General features: G+C 44.4%; 20 protein-coding genes. All 20 read left to right on the top strand.

Annotation, left to right across the window (positions count from 1 at the left end):
- Positions 1–3: 3 nt before the first annotated feature.
- The 20 genes from FHG67_RS01315 to FHG67_RS01225 are packed head-to-tail and all read left to right on the top strand — an operon-like array spanning position 4 to position 14,815.
- Entirely contained in the window at positions 4–423 is a 420-nt protein-coding gene (locus FHG67_RS01315; RefSeq protein ID WP_004498889.1) for a hypothetical protein, read from the top strand.
- Positions 420–866 carry a hypothetical protein gene (locus tag FHG67_RS01310; protein ID WP_004501514.1) on the top strand — a complete coding sequence of 149 codons (447 nt, stop codon included), beginning with the start codon at positions 420–422 and terminating at the stop codon, positions 864–866. The genes FHG67_RS01315 and FHG67_RS01310 overlap by 4 nt, the downstream gene beginning before the upstream one ends.
- Positions 863–1,318 (top strand): phage virion morphogenesis family protein, encoded by a 456-nt coding sequence (locus tag FHG67_RS01305; RefSeq protein WP_004501526.1) that lies wholly within the window; start codon positions 863–865, stop codon positions 1,316–1,318. The genes FHG67_RS01310 and FHG67_RS01305 overlap by 4 nt, the downstream gene beginning before the upstream one ends.
- Entirely contained in the window at positions 1,315–1,935 is a 621-nt protein-coding gene (locus FHG67_RS01300; RefSeq protein ID WP_004501537.1) for an LIC10173 family protein, read from the top strand. The genes FHG67_RS01305 and FHG67_RS01300 overlap by 4 nt, the downstream gene beginning before the upstream one ends.
- Positions 1,932–2,219: a hypothetical protein gene (locus FHG67_RS01295; protein WP_004501545.1), complete on the top strand. Its 288-nt coding sequence runs from the start codon at positions 1,932–1,934 to the stop codon at positions 2,217–2,219. The genes FHG67_RS01300 and FHG67_RS01295 overlap by 4 nt, the downstream gene beginning before the upstream one ends.
- A 59-nt stretch (positions 2,220–2,278) precedes the next feature.
- On the top strand, positions 2,279–3,766 hold the full coding sequence (locus FHG67_RS01290) for a DUF2586 family protein (protein WP_004498860.1): 1,488 nt from the start codon (positions 2,279–2,281) through the stop codon (positions 3,764–3,766).
- A gap of 11 nt (positions 3,767–3,777) precedes the next feature.
- The gene (locus FHG67_RS01285) at positions 3,778–4,212 is read left to right on the top strand and encodes a hypothetical protein (RefSeq protein ID WP_004501550.1); all 435 of its coding nucleotides are present in this window, start codon (positions 3,778–3,780) and stop codon (positions 4,210–4,212) included.
- Between the two features lie 53 nt (positions 4,213–4,265).
- Complete coding sequence (locus tag FHG67_RS01280) at positions 4,266–4,676, top strand: LIC_10177 family protein (RefSeq protein ID WP_004498843.1); 411 nt, start codon at positions 4,266–4,268, stop codon at positions 4,674–4,676.
- A 53-nt stretch (positions 4,677–4,729) separates the two neighbouring features.
- Positions 4,730–4,885, top strand: a complete 156-nt coding sequence (locus FHG67_RS21595; RefSeq protein WP_004501516.1) for a hypothetical protein — start codon at positions 4,730–4,732, stop codon at positions 4,883–4,885.
- Between the two features lie 16 nt (positions 4,886–4,901).
- Complete coding sequence (locus FHG67_RS01275) at positions 4,902–7,526, top strand: phage tail tape measure protein (RefSeq protein ID WP_004501534.1); 2,625 nt, start codon at positions 4,902–4,904, stop codon at positions 7,524–7,526.
- On the top strand, positions 7,523–8,068 hold the full coding sequence (locus FHG67_RS01270; RefSeq protein ID WP_004498912.1) for a DUF6046 domain-containing protein: 546 nt from the start codon (positions 7,523–7,525) through the stop codon (positions 8,066–8,068). The genes FHG67_RS01275 and FHG67_RS01270 overlap by 4 nt, the downstream gene beginning before the upstream one ends.
- Positions 8,065–8,433, top strand: a complete 369-nt coding sequence (locus FHG67_RS01265; protein ID WP_004498896.1) for a tail protein X — start codon at positions 8,065–8,067, stop codon at positions 8,431–8,433. Before FHG67_RS01270 ends, FHG67_RS01265 begins: the two co-directional genes overlap by 4 nt.
- Positions 8,434–9,525: a hypothetical protein gene (locus FHG67_RS01260; protein ID WP_004501511.1), complete on the top strand. Its 1,092-nt coding sequence runs from the start codon at positions 8,434–8,436 to the stop codon at positions 9,523–9,525.
- Entirely contained in the window at positions 9,522–10,094 is a 573-nt protein-coding gene (locus FHG67_RS01255) for a hypothetical protein (RefSeq protein ID WP_004498866.1), read from the top strand. The genes FHG67_RS01260 and FHG67_RS01255 overlap by 4 nt, the downstream gene beginning before the upstream one ends.
- Positions 10,094–10,456 carry an LIC10183 family protein gene (locus FHG67_RS01250; protein WP_004498902.1) on the top strand — a complete coding sequence of 121 codons (363 nt, stop codon included), beginning with the start codon at positions 10,094–10,096 and terminating at the stop codon, positions 10,454–10,456. The genes FHG67_RS01255 and FHG67_RS01250 overlap by 1 nt, the downstream gene beginning before the upstream one ends.
- A 3-nt stretch (positions 10,457–10,459) precedes the next feature.
- The gene (locus FHG67_RS01245; protein ID WP_004498874.1) at positions 10,460–10,774 is read left to right on the top strand and encodes a 7(1) septoil knot domain-containing protein; all 315 of its coding nucleotides are present in this window, start codon (positions 10,460–10,462) and stop codon (positions 10,772–10,774) included.
- Positions 10,771–11,901 carry a baseplate J/gp47 family protein gene (locus tag FHG67_RS01240; RefSeq protein ID WP_142499602.1) on the top strand — a complete coding sequence of 377 codons (1,131 nt, stop codon included), beginning with the start codon at positions 10,771–10,773 and terminating at the stop codon, positions 11,899–11,901. The genes FHG67_RS01245 and FHG67_RS01240 overlap by 4 nt, the downstream gene beginning before the upstream one ends.
- A complete protein-coding gene (locus FHG67_RS01235; RefSeq protein ID WP_004501519.1) occupies positions 11,894–12,559 on the top strand; it encodes a hypothetical protein in 666 nt (221 codons plus the stop codon). The genes FHG67_RS01240 and FHG67_RS01235 overlap by 8 nt, the downstream gene beginning before the upstream one ends.
- Positions 12,560–12,615: 56 nt before the next feature.
- On the top strand, positions 12,616–13,338 hold the full coding sequence (locus tag FHG67_RS01230) for a hypothetical protein (protein ID WP_004498892.1): 723 nt from the start codon (positions 12,616–12,618) through the stop codon (positions 13,336–13,338).
- Positions 13,331–14,815: a hypothetical protein gene (locus FHG67_RS01225; RefSeq protein WP_004501535.1), complete on the top strand. Its 1,485-nt coding sequence runs from the start codon at positions 13,331–13,333 to the stop codon at positions 14,813–14,815. The genes FHG67_RS01230 and FHG67_RS01225 overlap by 8 nt, the downstream gene beginning before the upstream one ends.
- Positions 14,816–14,946 lie beyond the last annotated feature (131 nt).

Here is a 14,946-nt window from a genome sequence, read left to right as displayed (position 1 = left end):
ACAATGATCAACGTGTTATCTGACCTCAAAGCGCTCGTCGGAGTAAAACCCTCCGACCTGGATATGAACGATTCCGTAAAACTCACAACCGACAAAACAGAATTCGAGGAGTTTTTGGAATCGGTGGCGGATAACGCGTTGAAACTCATTCAAAGTTGGGGCTATTCCGTTCCGGCAGCTCCTTTTCCGCGGGAGCTTCGGAGAGCGGAAGTCCTTTTGGTAAAAGCGGAAATCATCGAGGAACATGGACTGTTAGACGTCGTTGACCCTATGGAATTCCAAGTAGGCGGTCAGAATGGAGAACGTAGGAAGATGCAAAAACTTTCCTCGGAAGAGCGTGGCGAAAAAGCCGCCTCATTTCGAAATCGGGCGTATGTAACTCTTTTCGGAAGGTCGCCTGAACCGGGGTCGATATTTGCATGAGTGTAGAAGGAATGCTAAGGCGTTCATATCTAAAACACACAAATGCAGATTTCACGATCTTAAAATCGACTCTGGAAACTGCGGTCGGTGACAACGAGTTAAACTCGTTTCGAAAAACAAACTGGACTCGATTGAAACGTGTTCGAGGATATTTTGATTTCAATACTCAAACGGAAACCAAAGGAACGGGAGGAGAAAGACAAGGTTACGATGCGATTGCGGAAATTCTTTTCGATGAAATCGAATCCGTATCGAATCAACTGGATCAAAATTGTCGGATCTTTCGCGGGACGATTCCTTTGGAGATTGCTATCACCGACGAACATGCGAAATTCGCGTGGAGGATTGAAAAGTTTTTACCGGGGAAACACAGTGGAAACTTTTCTGTGATTGTGATCGGTTTGAATCTGCCGGAAAAAGGAAATCAGGTTTTTTTAAGATGAGCGGAATTTCGTATAAAGATAACTTGAAGAACTTGTTTCGAAACGCAACCGACAAACTTCAATCTTGTATCGGAAGCGCGAATATTAAAAACGCATATCTTTTACAGGCACTCATTACGAAGGGTTTTCGAGATCAAAAATACGTTTCTCAATATGAAGCGTTGCATCCGGAGACGATTGCCAGAAAGGCCAAAAAGGGGTTCGATCCAAGGTTTTTGATCGAGGGAGACAAGAGTAAATCGGAAGATTTATGGAAAAGTTTCGAAGTTGCGACTCTCGGAAAATATGAGGCTGTCGTCGGAACGAACGCTAAATATGCGAGAGCCCACGAGTTCGGATATGAAGCTGGTGGAATTCCAGCGCGTCCGGTTCTTGGACCGTCCATTGACGAAGGTTACGAACAGTTCAAAGAAAATTACAAAAACGGAATGCGGGAGTTTATGAAACAATGAAAATCGGACATATCAAATACCTAAAGAATTTGATTCGGTCGATTCAAGCGAGTCCGGAACCACCCGAAACGGAACCGCGTCAACTCATTCCGAACGATCGGATTTTCGAAGTTCATCCGCCGGATGACAAGTTTCAGGAATTGGTTCCGTTTTGTGTCGTCGAACATTCTCCGAATCAACCGGAACGAAACGGACGAAGAACCGAGCGACTCGAACCTACGATGATCGACGGAGTAAAAAATCTTCAATACCTGAAGGAGCATTACAAACAGGAATACAAATACGTTTTGAATTTCTGGTTAAACAATGTGAAGCAAGATCTTCTTTCCAAAGGAGATTTTACAGGCAGTCCAATTGATTCCGGAATCGTAGATCAAGCCCTGATCTATATCGCAAAAAATGAACGTTATGCTACCACGCAAGGTGCAACCGTAGAAATCCGGCCGGGAAAAACCGCTCTCGTTACCGATCCAGCGGAACGTTTGAGTCTCTACAAGATTTACCTGGAAGTGATTTTCGAAGACGGAATTTTTGAAGTGGAGCAAGTTCCTACGTTGGCTTCGGGAACTTTTGAAATCGAGGAGCCAACGGAAATAGTAAGTTCGGAGGAATTATGAAAGCAGACGAGTTTATTCAAAAACACAAAATCAGGCCGGCACTTGCGGTAGGATTCAAAGAACATTTACGACTTGATCCGGAAAGTGATATAGAGGAAGATTATCTGACTGCGACTTTTCAAGAATTCGCGGGAGTAAAACCGGATGGGTCTTCGCTCGAAAAAGTAAGTGATGCAGATCCGAGACAAAGTTTCAGTCAAGCGAAAGGACTCAAACTTTCCGATGAAGGACTTGTCAAAGCGCGGACACCAAAAGAAGTTGTCTCCGCCGACGAAAAAAAATAAAGAGCGCGGATAACGCGCGATAAAATCTACTTACTCGCTCCGAAAACAGGAGCGAACGAATGGCAACAGGCGATGTTTCCACATATCACCAAGACGGTGGAATCAACTTTAGCGACGTAAAACCGGATCGTGTCGGTTCCAAAGTAGGAACCGCAGAAACGGGAGACGCAAATCGAATTTACATAATCAATAACGCACCACAGGCGCGGGACGTGTTTGGTCGAGGCGAACTTGTAAGATCTCTCGAACAATTTTTTGAAGAGTTCGACGAATCGAAAGGACAAAAACCGGTTCCGGTTCTTTGTGTTCGTCCCGAGAGCGACATCGCTGGAATTGTCGGAACTCCGACGAAAACCGGCACTGGTTTAGCTGCTCTTCCGACAATTGCTGGAACTCCATTAGGTAACAGAAACGTTGTTCTGAAAATCACAAAATCGGGCGCACACGGAACCGCAGAATACCGTAAGTCTACAGACGGTGGAGAAAACTTTTCGTCTCCGATCATAACGCCCGCTTCCGGTTCTCCGATCTCTCTCGATGTTGGAGTTACGGCAACTTTCGTGAATGCGTCCACTCCAACAAACACATTTGTTTCGGGTGACACGTATACGTTTCCGATTTCGGGACCGACCGCATCCACCGCGTCCCGACTTACCGCAGTCGAAACACTGAAAAGAGAATACCGGTCCTACTGGATTCACGTTCTCGGTCCTGCAACGCGAGCTTTTGCGATGTCGTGCAACGCGATTTTGGAAGAGATGGAAACCCTGCATCACCTCCCTTCCTTTATCATCCTCGAAGCTCGCGGAAAGAATGATTCGGAAACCGTTCCACAGTATTCCCAATACATCCAAGACGAATTCGATCCGTTCTCGTCTCCGAAAGGAAGAGTGATGATAGCCGTCGGAGAAGCTCGCTACATTCCGGGTGGAGTCAAAGCCGCCGGTGGATTTTCCGCAGTGAAATCAGCCGGAAACACAATGGGAGAATGGAGAAACTTCGCGACCATGGCGACCGCAAAAATCGCCGCGGCTCCGGTTAACGTTTCGATCGGTTATGTGAAAGACATGCGGTCTTTAACTTTCTCCGAGGTCCGTTATTGGAACGAGGGATACAGAGACTACATGGATCTGTTACACGACATGGGTCTTATGGTCCTTAAAGAATACGATGACTACGAAGGGATTTTCGTAGCACGCGACAAGATCAAAGCGGTCAGCTCTTCCGATTTCAAAGAACTGCCCGAGAGAAGACGTGCGGACAAGATGCACCGCATTCTTTACCGCGAATCTCTTCAATTCCTGAATATGGATACGGAAGTCGATTCCGGTTCCGGCGGTCTCGATTATCTCAAAACCTACATCGATTCCAAAATCTCCGCAGAGATGGAAGCGCCCGGAAGAAAGGAAATTTCCGGACACGAGATCGTCTTAGATCCGAACAAAACGTTCAAAGTGGATCGGATTCTGAGAGCGAAATGTAGAATGTTCGTAAGCAATCGAACCCAAGCGATCGAGTGGGAAACTTCCTTCGCAACACAAAAATAGGAGATTAGAAAATGGCATTAGAAGTAGTAAAGGAAAACTATAGCTTCACAGGCCTTGAGTTTAAATTGTTCGGTTATGACATGGTGAACTTTTCGTCGTTCAAATTCGAGCATGCCGTCGAGATCGAACTCACCTACGGAAAGTCCGGCGAGGTCGTGGGATATACCACAAAGAACTACAAACGAACTCTGTCCGCAGAAATCTATTTCGAGGAATTGGATCGTTTGGTTTTACTCGCGGCACCGTACGGCGGACTGATTGAAAAACTTCCGCCTGCGCCGCTCACCGCGATTTTGACAGCGGAAGGACGACCCGATTTCAAATACATCGCTCCGGCGGTCAAAATCACAAAATACAACGCGGATATCAAATCCGGAAACTCGGGAGCGATCGCGGTTCCGTTGGAACTGGCGCTTCTCTCGATTCCGGTCATCACGTTTGCGTAAAGACAGAAAAAACTACTTAAGAGTTTCTAAATTTAGAATATAAGGAAAACAATATGAATCAATTAGTAGACTCGATTCCGGCACTCAAAGAAGCGGTTGGGAAACTTCCTAACCCCTATAAAATTATCGATGACGATTTTCTTTCTAAACACAAAAACGAAATCGAGGAAATGAAACTTCATTTCGTTGGCAAAGGGGGGCTGCATTTGCTGGATGTCGGTGAAGACAGAAAGATCATCTGTCGAGTTCCCAACAAAACTCAAGTAGAAGAAACACTAGAAAAGTCCAGAAAAGAAAAGCAAATCGACGTCGCTCACCGGCTTGTTGGTCAGTGTTGTTTGTATCCTCCTATCGAAGTTTTGAACGAATGGGCGCAGGATTCTCCAGGGATATTTCTCCCGCTCAGTAATAAGCTTCTTGAGTTGACTGCTACCATCAAAGAGGTTACCGCAAAAAAGCTATAAACAATCGTCTTCACGAACTTCGACAAGGAATTGGTGCGTTGGAAGTTCTATCCATGCACTATTTTCCTGGACGGAAATTTGAATATCCAGAAGACGGGGATGAAAGGGATCAATTCGAAATTCGACTTGCCGCAGAATTGGAATACATTCGGGAAATTGAAATCAATACGATGGCCCGCGCAATCGTCAGAGCGTTTAACGGGGAATAAGAACAGGAGAGGAATCATGGACAGCTCAATTTTTGAACTCGGAGTAGTGATTACTCTACGCGACTTAGCGTCAAACAAACTCGACGAAATTAACGACAAGTGGGACGCCATGCGTAAAAAATTGGGAGAAACACACTCGGATGTCGTGAAAATGGAGGGCGCTATTGGCAACATGAAAGTTGGCGGCGCGCTTCTCGGAGCCGGATTGGCCGTCGGATCTCTCACAATGAGTTTTGTCAATGCCCGAATGGAAACATCCAAACTGGAGGGGAACCTCAAGTCTCTCGGACTCGCTTCGAAAGAAGTTGATAATATAACGAAAGCAGCATATTCAATGTCGTCGGGGATGGGAGAATCGACCGATACAATATTAACTGGTATCTATGATCTAAAATCGGCTGTTAGTGATTTAAACGGAACCGAAATAGTAGATTTTACACAATCTGTTTTAGACGCCGCGATAGCAACAAAAGGGAATTTTGAGGGAATGTCAAAACTCTTCGGAATGACATTTCATCAATTCAAACATCTATACTCCGATATGGATAATGTGGAGTTTGGTAAAAATATAGCGAATGATATTGCGTGGGCTGCAAATGTTTACCGCGCGGATGGTCAAACAATCGAGCAAGCGATGAAGAGCATTGGTTCGACTGCGGCATCACTAAAAATATCTCTTGAGGAAGAATCAGCTGTTTTGGGTATGTTGTTAAACACGATGGACCCAGGTGTGGCGGGAACTTCCTGGAAATCATATCTAACTCATTTAAATGAAGGTTTTAGTAAACTGGGTCTGAACGCATACAACGCGAATGGAAAACTAAAAAACACGTCAGAGCAACTCGCAGAACTTCGTAAAAAATTTGGGAACTCCTTGGATATAGGGGAGTTGGACATCATAAAAAAAGCGTATGGTTCCGATGAGGCCGTACAATTTATCAATACTCTCCTACCAAAGACAGACGAATTAGGAGATAAAATACATGAAATTGTAGAACTCAGTAAAAACAAAGATTATCGTTATCTAGAAATCGCAAAACAAGCAAATCTCGAATCTCTTCCAACTCAAATGAAACGTGTCTCAGAAGGTTGGGAGAATTTTCAAAAAATCCTTGGAAAAGGAATCGAAGATTCCGGTCTCAAGACAGTCGTTTCGCTTTTTGCGAATGGACTTTCGATCGTAAACGATTTTCTAAAAGAGAATCCGAGACTTGCGGAGTTTGCCGGAACGTTTCTGATGCTCACAACAACCGCCGCTCTCGGAGCCGGTGCATTTCTCGTTTTGAAAGGAGCTTGGACCGCGCTCTCCGTTGCGATGAATCTTGGTCTCGTTTCGAATCCGCTCGGTTGGATCGTGATCGGGGTTGTCGCCGCGATCGCCGGAATCTCACTCCTTATAACCTATTGGGATGAGATCAAAACGGCGGCGGTTGGTGCCTGGACTTGGATCACAGAAACTTGGGCGGGTCTTGGAGGTTTTGTCAAACTTCTTGTAGCTGGGTTTCTTCCTTTCATCGGAATTCCTCTTTTGATTCACGAACATTGGTCTACGATCAAGGATTTTCTTTTCGGGATCTGGGATGGAATCATATCCGCAGGCGCACAGATCAAATCAATGTGGAGTGATTCTCCTTCTTGGGTTAAGGGTCTGGTATATGGTCTCGCTTTACTCACATTACCCGTAACCTGGATGATAGCGGTTCCGGCTCTCATCATAGCTCACTGGGATACGCTCAAGAATTTTGTAACCGGATTTGTTTCTCAAGTCGTAGATGCGTTTCACTCACTCCCGTATGGAATTAAGGAAGCTCTAATATTAGCGTTTGTAAATCCGTTCTTGGGCCTCGGAAGTTTAATCTGGTCCGCGCTCAGTAATGTAATCGGGAATATTCGTAATCGGATGAAAGAGTCCGGATTGAGTTTGTTTGAAGCGTTCGGTCTCGGAATCTTAGATTCAATCAACGATTTGAAAACGACAGTCAATTCCGTAATGAGCGTTATCGCTCGTTTTCTTCCTCACTCGAATGCGGATGAAGGACCGCTATCCAATTTAACCGGAAGTGGGGCCGCGTTTGTGGATACGTTCGCTTTGGGAATGAAACAGAGGAAAGCATTTCTTGCAACGACAATGATCGATGTAGCAAGTTCATTCGATCAGAAAGTTGAAACAGCGAAAGACTACGGACTCAAATTTGTGGATACCTTTAAAGATGGAATGCTTTCTGGAGTGAACACAATTACGAAAGGAATTAATACACTTTGGGGTAAAGGAGTTGTTCCAAACGTGAATCAATCGGATGCAAAAGAGGGCCCTCTATCAAAAACCAGTCATTTTGGAAGATCCTTCGTCTCGACATACGTATCCGGAATCGAAACAGAAACACCCCGTCTAAAACCGGTGATGCAACGATTCAACGAAGTTTTGAACCCCGAAAAAGGAATCATCCGCAGACTCAAAGAAGAGTCCGATGGAGAGGATGGAGGAATACTTTCCGGAAAGAACGGATCTACAATCAGCATTGGAAGTTTAATCGGACAACTCGTCATCGGAGGCGGGAAAGAAAACAAACGTCAGATTGGAGAAATTTTAGCGGATGCGCTCTTCGATGAACTCGACCGGTATGAGGAAGTTCCAGCATGATCGGAGGAATAACACCGCCAATTGCACCAGCAGGTTACATTCCTCCGGAGATCATTACCGGGGACACTGATCGACTTGTAATCAGTCCAGGAATTCTAACGGATTATGAATTCCCTTCCGGAACAAAATTCACCTTGCGGAAGGAGAAGAGAATCGTTTTAACAGCGATTCCCGGAGGATCCGGAACAGTGAAAGAACTAACGGGTCAAGACGATTGGACAATCACGATCGAAACCACGTTACTGGCGGCTGTGTATGGAGCGGGATTACTTGCGGCCCCTTCCAACCCCTTAATCAAGACGATGATTCAGCAGGTAAAAGAGATACGAAGAATTTGGGAAAACACAGAATCTATCGGACTCACTCATTCCCTTCTGAACGCATTAGGAATTAAGAATGTAGTATTCAAATCGATTCAAGTTTCGAACGCAACCATTCAATACAGCCAACCTGTAACGTTTGTTTTCTTGAGTGACAATGACATTGATTTGGATCAAGCTTCTTTAGAAGCGAAACGTTCGATCGTGGAATCCTCTATATGAATTCTTTCTATGTTCTCAAACCAAACGATACACTACAACGTCTTGCGGCAAGATATTATGGCAGGTGGGAAATTTGGAGACTGATCTTTGATTCAAACCCACACCTCAGCAGTTGGAAATCCCTTCCAGTCGGAGTTCAAATCGAAATCCCAATTCCCCGAACCGACGATATAAATCATACAATCCGTGACGGTGATACGTACGAAAGTTTGAGTCTCTCCTATTATGGAACGGAACATTTTTCCGGAAGGATTCGAGACGCAAACGAAAATCTCCAACCTTATGAAAATATAGGTTCCGTTCTATTCATTCCCTCGCTGATAGAAAAATCAGATTTGGTAAATGCAAAAAGGAGAATGATGTAAATGCTCGTCTTAGAACAAGAATTGAGCATAGGCGGACTCAAGTTCCCGGTTGTGTCGGAAGTGGTTCTCGAATCCTCAAGGGAAATTCCGACCGATGTTTTGAATATTAAACTTCCGAAATACAGAAATTTGAAGAAAGATTCCATTCAGAAATTTGCGAAAGTAGAATGGAAAGCCGGTTACAAACAATATGGACTTTTCCCCGAGTTCTGCGGTTACGTTTTGGAAGTCAGTCAAAGCGTCCCATTATCAATCAAATGTGTAGACCCGTTTTTTTTCTGCCAACGAAAGACTATGACAAGAAGTTATAGCAACGAATCACTGCTTTCATTTTTAAACGATTGTATTCATCCTCAGATAAAAACTGACGTATCGATTCTAATTCGCGATTCAGATATTCCATCCATTATTAGTCTTGAATGTGCTGGAAAGTCGGCGCGATATGCTCTTTCACGGTTAAAGGAAACGCTTGGTGTGGATGTTTTTTTTCACGATTGGAAACTTGTTGTTCAAAAGGCATTGGTTCATCCAAACCTTTTCGAGAAAACGAAGAACAAAAAGATCCAGAAAACGCAAAATACTTCCGCATCTGGATCTTCCAATCCTTCTGGAAACTTTCCGGCGTTTCGAGTTGGTTTCAACATAATTCAAGACGAACTCATAGCAAGAGAAAAGAAAGAAATCAAAATCACAGTGCGAGGTGAGAACCCGAAAACGGGGACAACATACAAAGGATCGTATGGAACAGGAGAGGAAAGATTTTTTGAAGTGGATGGGCTTGATAAAGCGGGCGCGGAAAAAAGAGCGAAAGAACTCTTTATGGAACACTGTGGATCCGGATATAACGGAAAATTCGTAACGTTCGGATATCCGCCGGTCACTCACTCGCAAGTCATCCACGTTATAGATCCGGAAGAACCTTCGAGAACTGCGAAATCTTTTGTAGAGAAAGTGACAAAAACGTTCGGAATCGGCGGTTATCGTCAAGAAATCCACCCCGGATTTTTCTTCGAACCTCCGAAAAAATCGGGATCAAAGCCGTCCAAAAACGAAAGCAAATTCCGAAATGATTATACTGGACCGCAACCATGAAAAAACAATCGTTAGTCGATCTTGTCGTAAAAGCGTGGACTCTTGGCTTTCCGGTTTATTGGCCGGAAAGCGGAACCATAGAATCTGTGGACAAGGTGAACAAGACGCTCAAGGTAAAAGTTGGTGACATTTTCCGAAACGACGTAACTTGGACTGATCCGGTCATTCCGCGAGAGGGCTCAAAGTGTTTGCTCATCGCGCGAAACAACAAATCGGAACGTTATACAGCGTTTGCGTTTGAGAAGGTGGACGAAATCAAAACCAAAATCGCGGATACCGTCGAAGTCGATATTTCGAAAGATCAAGCATTCGTAAATTTCAATAATCTAATCAAGATTTCCATTACTCCAACCGGATTTTTGCTTGATTTGGGTGGGCAAAAGTTCACGATTATGGGTGACGTGGAACAAATAGGTAACTTCAAAACCAGCGGAAAAGTAGACGCAAAGATGGAAGTAACCGCGTTTTCGGAAACTCCGAATTCGGTGGGACTCTCCACTCACGTGACCGATTATGTGGATACGCCGGTCGGTCCGGCGGTTACAAGCAAACCGAAGGCAGGAACCTGATGATTGATTTCGCAAATGATACTCTCTCGTTCGGCGATCTCGTTTTGGATTCTTCGAACGATGATTTTCAAACCGATTTAAATCCGGTTCGAATTGTTCTTTCCGAAGTTCGGGAAATGTTTGAAATGACGGTCGCGGACGATCTGGATTATCCGGAGATTTATAGTCGTCAACGCGCCGCTCAAAACTCCACAGAGTTTATGGATCAGGCCGCGCGAATTCGAGACGCGGAAAGAATTCTAAATTTACACCCGATGATTGACTCAAATTCAATCGATGTTGGTCTAAATTCTGAGAATGGACTTGTTGTAAGTTTTAAGCTCAAAACCGGAGAAGCGATTCAGGGCTTTGTGATGGGGTAAACGATGAAGAGATTTATTTTGATTCTATTATTGATTCCTGTTCTACTTTTTTCAGAGAGTTCTGTTTCCAACGACTGCATGTTTCAAGGAAAGAAATTGTATGGTCGAATCATGCTCGTTTCCTCAAATCCGGATCTTCGAGTTCGTTCCGTAAATACGATTCCCGATTTGAGAGTGCAGGCGGTGACCACAGTCCCGAATCGTTGCGGAGAATGGCAAATGGTTACTTCGAATCCGGATCTCCGTATCCAAATAGATCCTTCTTTCGGTGAGTTTACAATTCAGTTTGTGGAATCTTTCCCGGGAGTCGGTCCTTGAATCTAAATGTAACGAAGGATCAGGTTCTTTCCGATCATCTGCAAAGTATAAAAGCCTCCGGAGTTTTTAAGAATCATTCATTCAGCCCAACTTCCAAAACGTTCACGCTCATACGCGCTGTTTCGAACGCTGTCTTCTCGTTTATCGATACCGATCTAATCTCAATTCAAAAAGCGATTCACCCGCATACTGCGGAGGACGATGCGCTCCACGAACATTTAATCCGACGCGGTATGAAATGGAAACCGGCTCTTCCCGCAATCATCAAGGTAAGAATTGGTTCCTCTACTCAGCCGATCATCGATCGGGATATTCCTCAGTCTTTGGTTGTAACGACTTCCGGAAACGAAGATCAGAAGATCCGATTCTTTCTGATCGATTCACTTACTCTTCCCGCCGGGATCTCCGCAGACGCTCAGGGAAAATTCACGATCGAAGCCTTCGTTCAGTGTATGATCGACGGTCCTGCGGGGAATGTCGTTCCGGGATCGATCTCGATCATAGAAAGTCCGCCGGAAGGAATCGACTACATTAAGAATCTCGAATCAGATCCGATTCAACAAGGTCAATACCGTGAAACCCGAACTTCCGTTCGTTCCCGCCTTCAAACCGCCGAAGGCGTTTCTTCCAAATGGACTCCGGCGTGGTATACGAGCGAAGCGGAAAGTTTCGCATTCGTCAAACGAGCTATTTTCAAAAGCGCGAAAACACTTGGAAAAGACGGAGAAGTAAAAATTCTTCTGCAAGGTTCTGTTGGTTCTTTGACATCCGCTCAACTGAATCAAGTTCAGGATCATTTCAATGCCGAGGAAAACGATCCCGGTGGAGTCGCTCATCTTTCCGCAGAGAACATCAACGAAGCGGTCATAAACAAAACGGTGACTGTCAAATTTTCTTCTTCGGATAAGATTCCAAGTAAATCCGTTCTCGATCAAATCACGGATGAATACTTTCTTTCTCTTTCCGAAGGACAGGATTTTGTGGATGCTCAACTGAAAAGTCTTTATCAGGCTCTTCCAAGTTGTATCGATGTGGAATTCAATCCTCTTGGAAACATAGACGTTCCTGCCGGTGCTTTAGCAAGTCCCGGCTCCGGATTCCAAGTTGTAGGGACGGTCTATGTCTGATTTCTTCCAGTTCGATTTTGACGCGACCGTTTGGAAGAATCTCCGCGCGTCGATTCGGAAGAACGGAAATTCTTCTCTTTGGTATCGAGCGTTAAATTCGATTCTGAAAATCTTGGAAGATCGCGATTCCCGTTTAAGTTGGCTTTATCGTCAAATGTGGCTCGAAACTTCCGATACAACCGGTCTGGTTCTTTGGGGAGTTCGTTTCGGAATCGAAAAACTTCCGGGGGAATCTGATGAATCATATAGAACTCGTCTTCTTCTCGGGAAGCTTTTCAGACTCTCGGTTCCGACGGTCGCAACGAAACGTCAGGTAATCCAATACGCGACAGGATTATCTTCGGATCAAATCTCATACGTAAAACTCTATACTTCCGACGAAGGAAAATCCGGTTTTAGAATGGGTTCCGAAATGGATCGTAGAATGCTTCCACGAAAGTATATTCTGAATCGATACCGTTTCCTATTTTCAAAACTTTCCGACTCCTTTGACAGAATCAGATTGAGTAAAGCGGTGGACGCCGTAAACGTGGGTGGAAACGTTCCCGAACTTTGGGAAGATCGAGGCGAGTTTGATCCGTTTGTTATGGGAGGAACCTTAACCGGAAAATTCCATACAAGGCGAGCTGAAAAGGTTCGTGAATTCGCAATTTATTAGAAATAAAAAGAGCGTATAACGCGCCAACTACTTAATCGCTCCTTGTTAGGAGCAATATGGAAAAGGTTTTTGTTTACTCAATCGATTCTCAGGAAGAATTTCCTGTCGATCGCAACGATTCAATCAATCTTGAGGTTGAATTATTTAACCGTGGAAAATCCGAGGAAAAACAAAAGCGAATTCATCGCGGAACGTCTTTTCCTCCGGAAGGCTTCAAATTTGAATCAGGTTTTTTGAAAGAACTCTCCCTTTCCGAAAAAGCTGATCGAGGCTTATTCAATGTTCCTCTGAATCAAAAAATCGAAAACGATCAGCTCGTTCCGAAAACTACATTAGAGCTTTTGCAATGTGGTTTTCTTACGATTTCAAACTACAAAATTCAAAAAATCACCCTAATCAATTCAAAATTCGACGAAGCTCTCGAAACCGTTCTTGCGCGTTATCCTAAACATGAACCGATCTCTTGGCCGGTGTTACGGGAACAAGCGAATCTTTGGATCGAAACTTTACCGGCTGGTAGAGATTCGATAAAATTAAAGCTTCAAGCCCTTGTAAGTGAATCAAAATCAAATTCCGATGATGATATTTCAGAACTTGCAAGTTCCGTTCAAGATAAGGCCGCAAAATACGAACTATTCAGCGGTACCTGTAAACGAATCAAAAAGGATCTGATTTCTCAGATCGAGAATAACGAAAAAACGAACGTTTCAGTTCTCTACACAGAAATAGAAGCGATCGAAATTTCTTTCCCCACTTATGAGGAGGTCACAAATGGATAAACTCCCAGGAATTACATTTCCAAGTGTAGGCAAGAGAGTCTTTCCGGAAGACTGGATTCACGAACAAGAATCAAAGTCCAACGCAGTGCTTCAACGCGACATGGATGCTTGGGGTCCTGGTATCGACTCCGGAGGAACCATCGTTATCGGAACTGGAGCGAATCATGTAGACCTTACTGATACTTTGATCGCTTACGATGAATTTGGAAAGAGAGTTTGCATTCCTGCAACGGCAAACATCCAGGTTCCAAATAACGTAACTTTCACTCTCGTTGTTCGTCACAAATTTCAGGAAACTCCATACGATAGTCCTTCGAATCTTCCTTCTGACGGTCCGGTCATTTGGAGAGACGATTCTAACGAAATAATTTGTCGTCAAGGTTCTCTCGTCGCCGGTGATATTTCACTACGAACCATCACTGTAAACGGTTCCGGAACTGTTTCGCTTGGAACTGACCTTCGTATTATGCGCGGACTTAAAGGAAATCGTATCAAAGACGGTGAAGTTACAGAGTCAAAACAAGCGGCGAACGTGAAAACCGGTTTGGTGACTGATCTTCATTCCGACATTATCGCTGGAATTAATCCAGATACAAACAATCCTTTGAAGTTCGTAAAGGGGATCAATCAAGTTTACCTTTTCTTCAAAAACTTCCTTGACGTTACCTTCAAGCAGGAAAGGAAGTTCGTTGGAGAAATGTTTTGGATGGACGACATTCGAACTCCGTCTACGGATTTTCCAGCGTTTTGTTTGGCCAGTCCGGATCAATTGATCAATGCAAGTGGTGCCGGTGGAATGCCGGATCTGGTTTCGTATTGGTTGAACAAACCTTTTCGTTATGATCCTCTTGGAACGAATGTGATCGACTTCGACGCAATCAGTTATGCGATTTCAAGCAACGTTCTGACTGTGACGTTCGCAAATACGACAGCCTGTCAAAAGTTGATCGATGCCCTTATTGAGGATAATCTGGTTCATAGTTCTTTTACGAATTGGATGACTGGAACGCTTCAACAAGCAATTGGGGGAGTTCCCGCAAATGCAACCCTGGCTATCACGGCCCTCTCGTCTGCCAGTAGAACGATTAGTTTCACGTGTTCTGCTGCGAATTCCAGCGGATCACTCTCTGGAGTTAAGGTTCGTTTCTACAAACATCGATTGCCGGACATCACTCCGGGAACCTCAATTACAAATCAAGCTCGACATTTTGCGGTTCAGGGACGAGCTTTTGTGTCGGTGATGGATTCGGATAGCGAATGGATCGGCGGGTTAAGAAGAAGGGATAGATTTCAGGGGCATGTTATTCAGGGTATTCAAAATGGAGGAAGTGCAGTTATGCCAGGTAGTTCTATTGGAACGGGCAACCCGTTAATCCCATCCAACGATGGAATAAATGGACCTCCGAGGATGGGTAAAACTACCGATCCCAGAGGATTATCGGCATTTCCGTATGTGTTTGCAAAAAGGGTTCTCTGAGGGAGAAACTGGCTTTAGTTTAGGGGTTAGTGCGCAACGCGCTTTTCAGTGTTGCGCGCGGATACCATCTGAAAATTGTGGATAAAATGACATGTTACTTCAACTTGAATCCTCTCTGGAAAAAGTTCCGA

Origin of the sequence: Leptospira weilii (assembly GCF_006874765.1) — a bacterium.
GTDB lineage: Bacteria > Spirochaetota > Leptospiria > Leptospirales > Leptospiraceae > Leptospira > Leptospira weilii.
The sequence above is the reverse complement of the archived record's forward strand: the minus strand, read 5'-3'. Positions and strand labels throughout refer to the sequence as shown.

What these genes read in the sequence shown, in the direction of transcription:
- FHG67_RS01315 (WP_004498889.1), top strand. Translation starts at nt 4, where the DNA reads ATGATCAACGTGTTATCTGACCTCAAAGCGCTCGTCGGAGTAAAACCC.
- FHG67_RS01310 (WP_004501514.1), top strand. Translation starts at nt 420, where the DNA reads ATGAGTGTAGAAGGAATGCTAAGGCGTTCATATCTAAAACACACAAAT.
- FHG67_RS01305 (WP_004501526.1), top strand. Translation starts at nt 863, where the DNA reads ATGAGCGGAATTTCGTATAAAGATAACTTGAAGAACTTGTTTCGAAAC.
- FHG67_RS01300 (WP_004501537.1), top strand. Translation starts at nt 1,315, where the DNA reads ATGAAAATCGGACATATCAAATACCTAAAGAATTTGATTCGGTCGATT.
- FHG67_RS01295 (WP_004501545.1), top strand. Translation starts at nt 1,932, where the DNA reads ATGAAAGCAGACGAGTTTATTCAAAAACACAAAATCAGGCCGGCACTT.
- FHG67_RS01290 (WP_004498860.1), top strand. Translation starts at nt 2,279, where the DNA reads ATGGCAACAGGCGATGTTTCCACATATCACCAAGACGGTGGAATCAAC.
- FHG67_RS01285 (WP_004501550.1), top strand. Translation starts at nt 3,778, where the DNA reads ATGGCATTAGAAGTAGTAAAGGAAAACTATAGCTTCACAGGCCTTGAG.
- FHG67_RS01280 (WP_004498843.1), top strand. Translation starts at nt 4,266, where the DNA reads ATGAATCAATTAGTAGACTCGATTCCGGCACTCAAAGAAGCGGTTGGG.
- FHG67_RS21595 (WP_004501516.1), top strand. Translation starts at nt 4,730, where the DNA reads ATGCACTATTTTCCTGGACGGAAATTTGAATATCCAGAAGACGGGGAT.
- FHG67_RS01275 (WP_004501534.1), top strand. Translation starts at nt 4,902, where the DNA reads ATGGACAGCTCAATTTTTGAACTCGGAGTAGTGATTACTCTACGCGAC.
- FHG67_RS01270 (WP_004498912.1), top strand. Translation starts at nt 7,523, where the DNA reads ATGATCGGAGGAATAACACCGCCAATTGCACCAGCAGGTTACATTCCT.
- FHG67_RS01265 (WP_004498896.1), top strand. Translation starts at nt 8,065, where the DNA reads ATGAATTCTTTCTATGTTCTCAAACCAAACGATACACTACAACGTCTT.
- FHG67_RS01260 (WP_004501511.1), top strand. Translation starts at nt 8,434, where the DNA reads ATGCTCGTCTTAGAACAAGAATTGAGCATAGGCGGACTCAAGTTCCCG.
- FHG67_RS01255 (WP_004498866.1), top strand. Translation starts at nt 9,522, where the DNA reads ATGAAAAAACAATCGTTAGTCGATCTTGTCGTAAAAGCGTGGACTCTT.
- FHG67_RS01250 (WP_004498902.1), top strand. Translation starts at nt 10,094, where the DNA reads ATGATTGATTTCGCAAATGATACTCTCTCGTTCGGCGATCTCGTTTTG.
- FHG67_RS01245 (WP_004498874.1), top strand. Translation starts at nt 10,460, where the DNA reads ATGAAGAGATTTATTTTGATTCTATTATTGATTCCTGTTCTACTTTTT.
- FHG67_RS01235 (WP_004501519.1), top strand. Translation starts at nt 11,894, where the DNA reads ATGTCTGATTTCTTCCAGTTCGATTTTGACGCGACCGTTTGGAAGAAT.
- FHG67_RS01230 (WP_004498892.1), top strand. Translation starts at nt 12,616, where the DNA reads ATGGAAAAGGTTTTTGTTTACTCAATCGATTCTCAGGAAGAATTTCCT.
- FHG67_RS01225 (WP_004501535.1), top strand. Translation starts at nt 13,331, where the DNA reads ATGGATAAACTCCCAGGAATTACATTTCCAAGTGTAGGCAAGAGAGTC.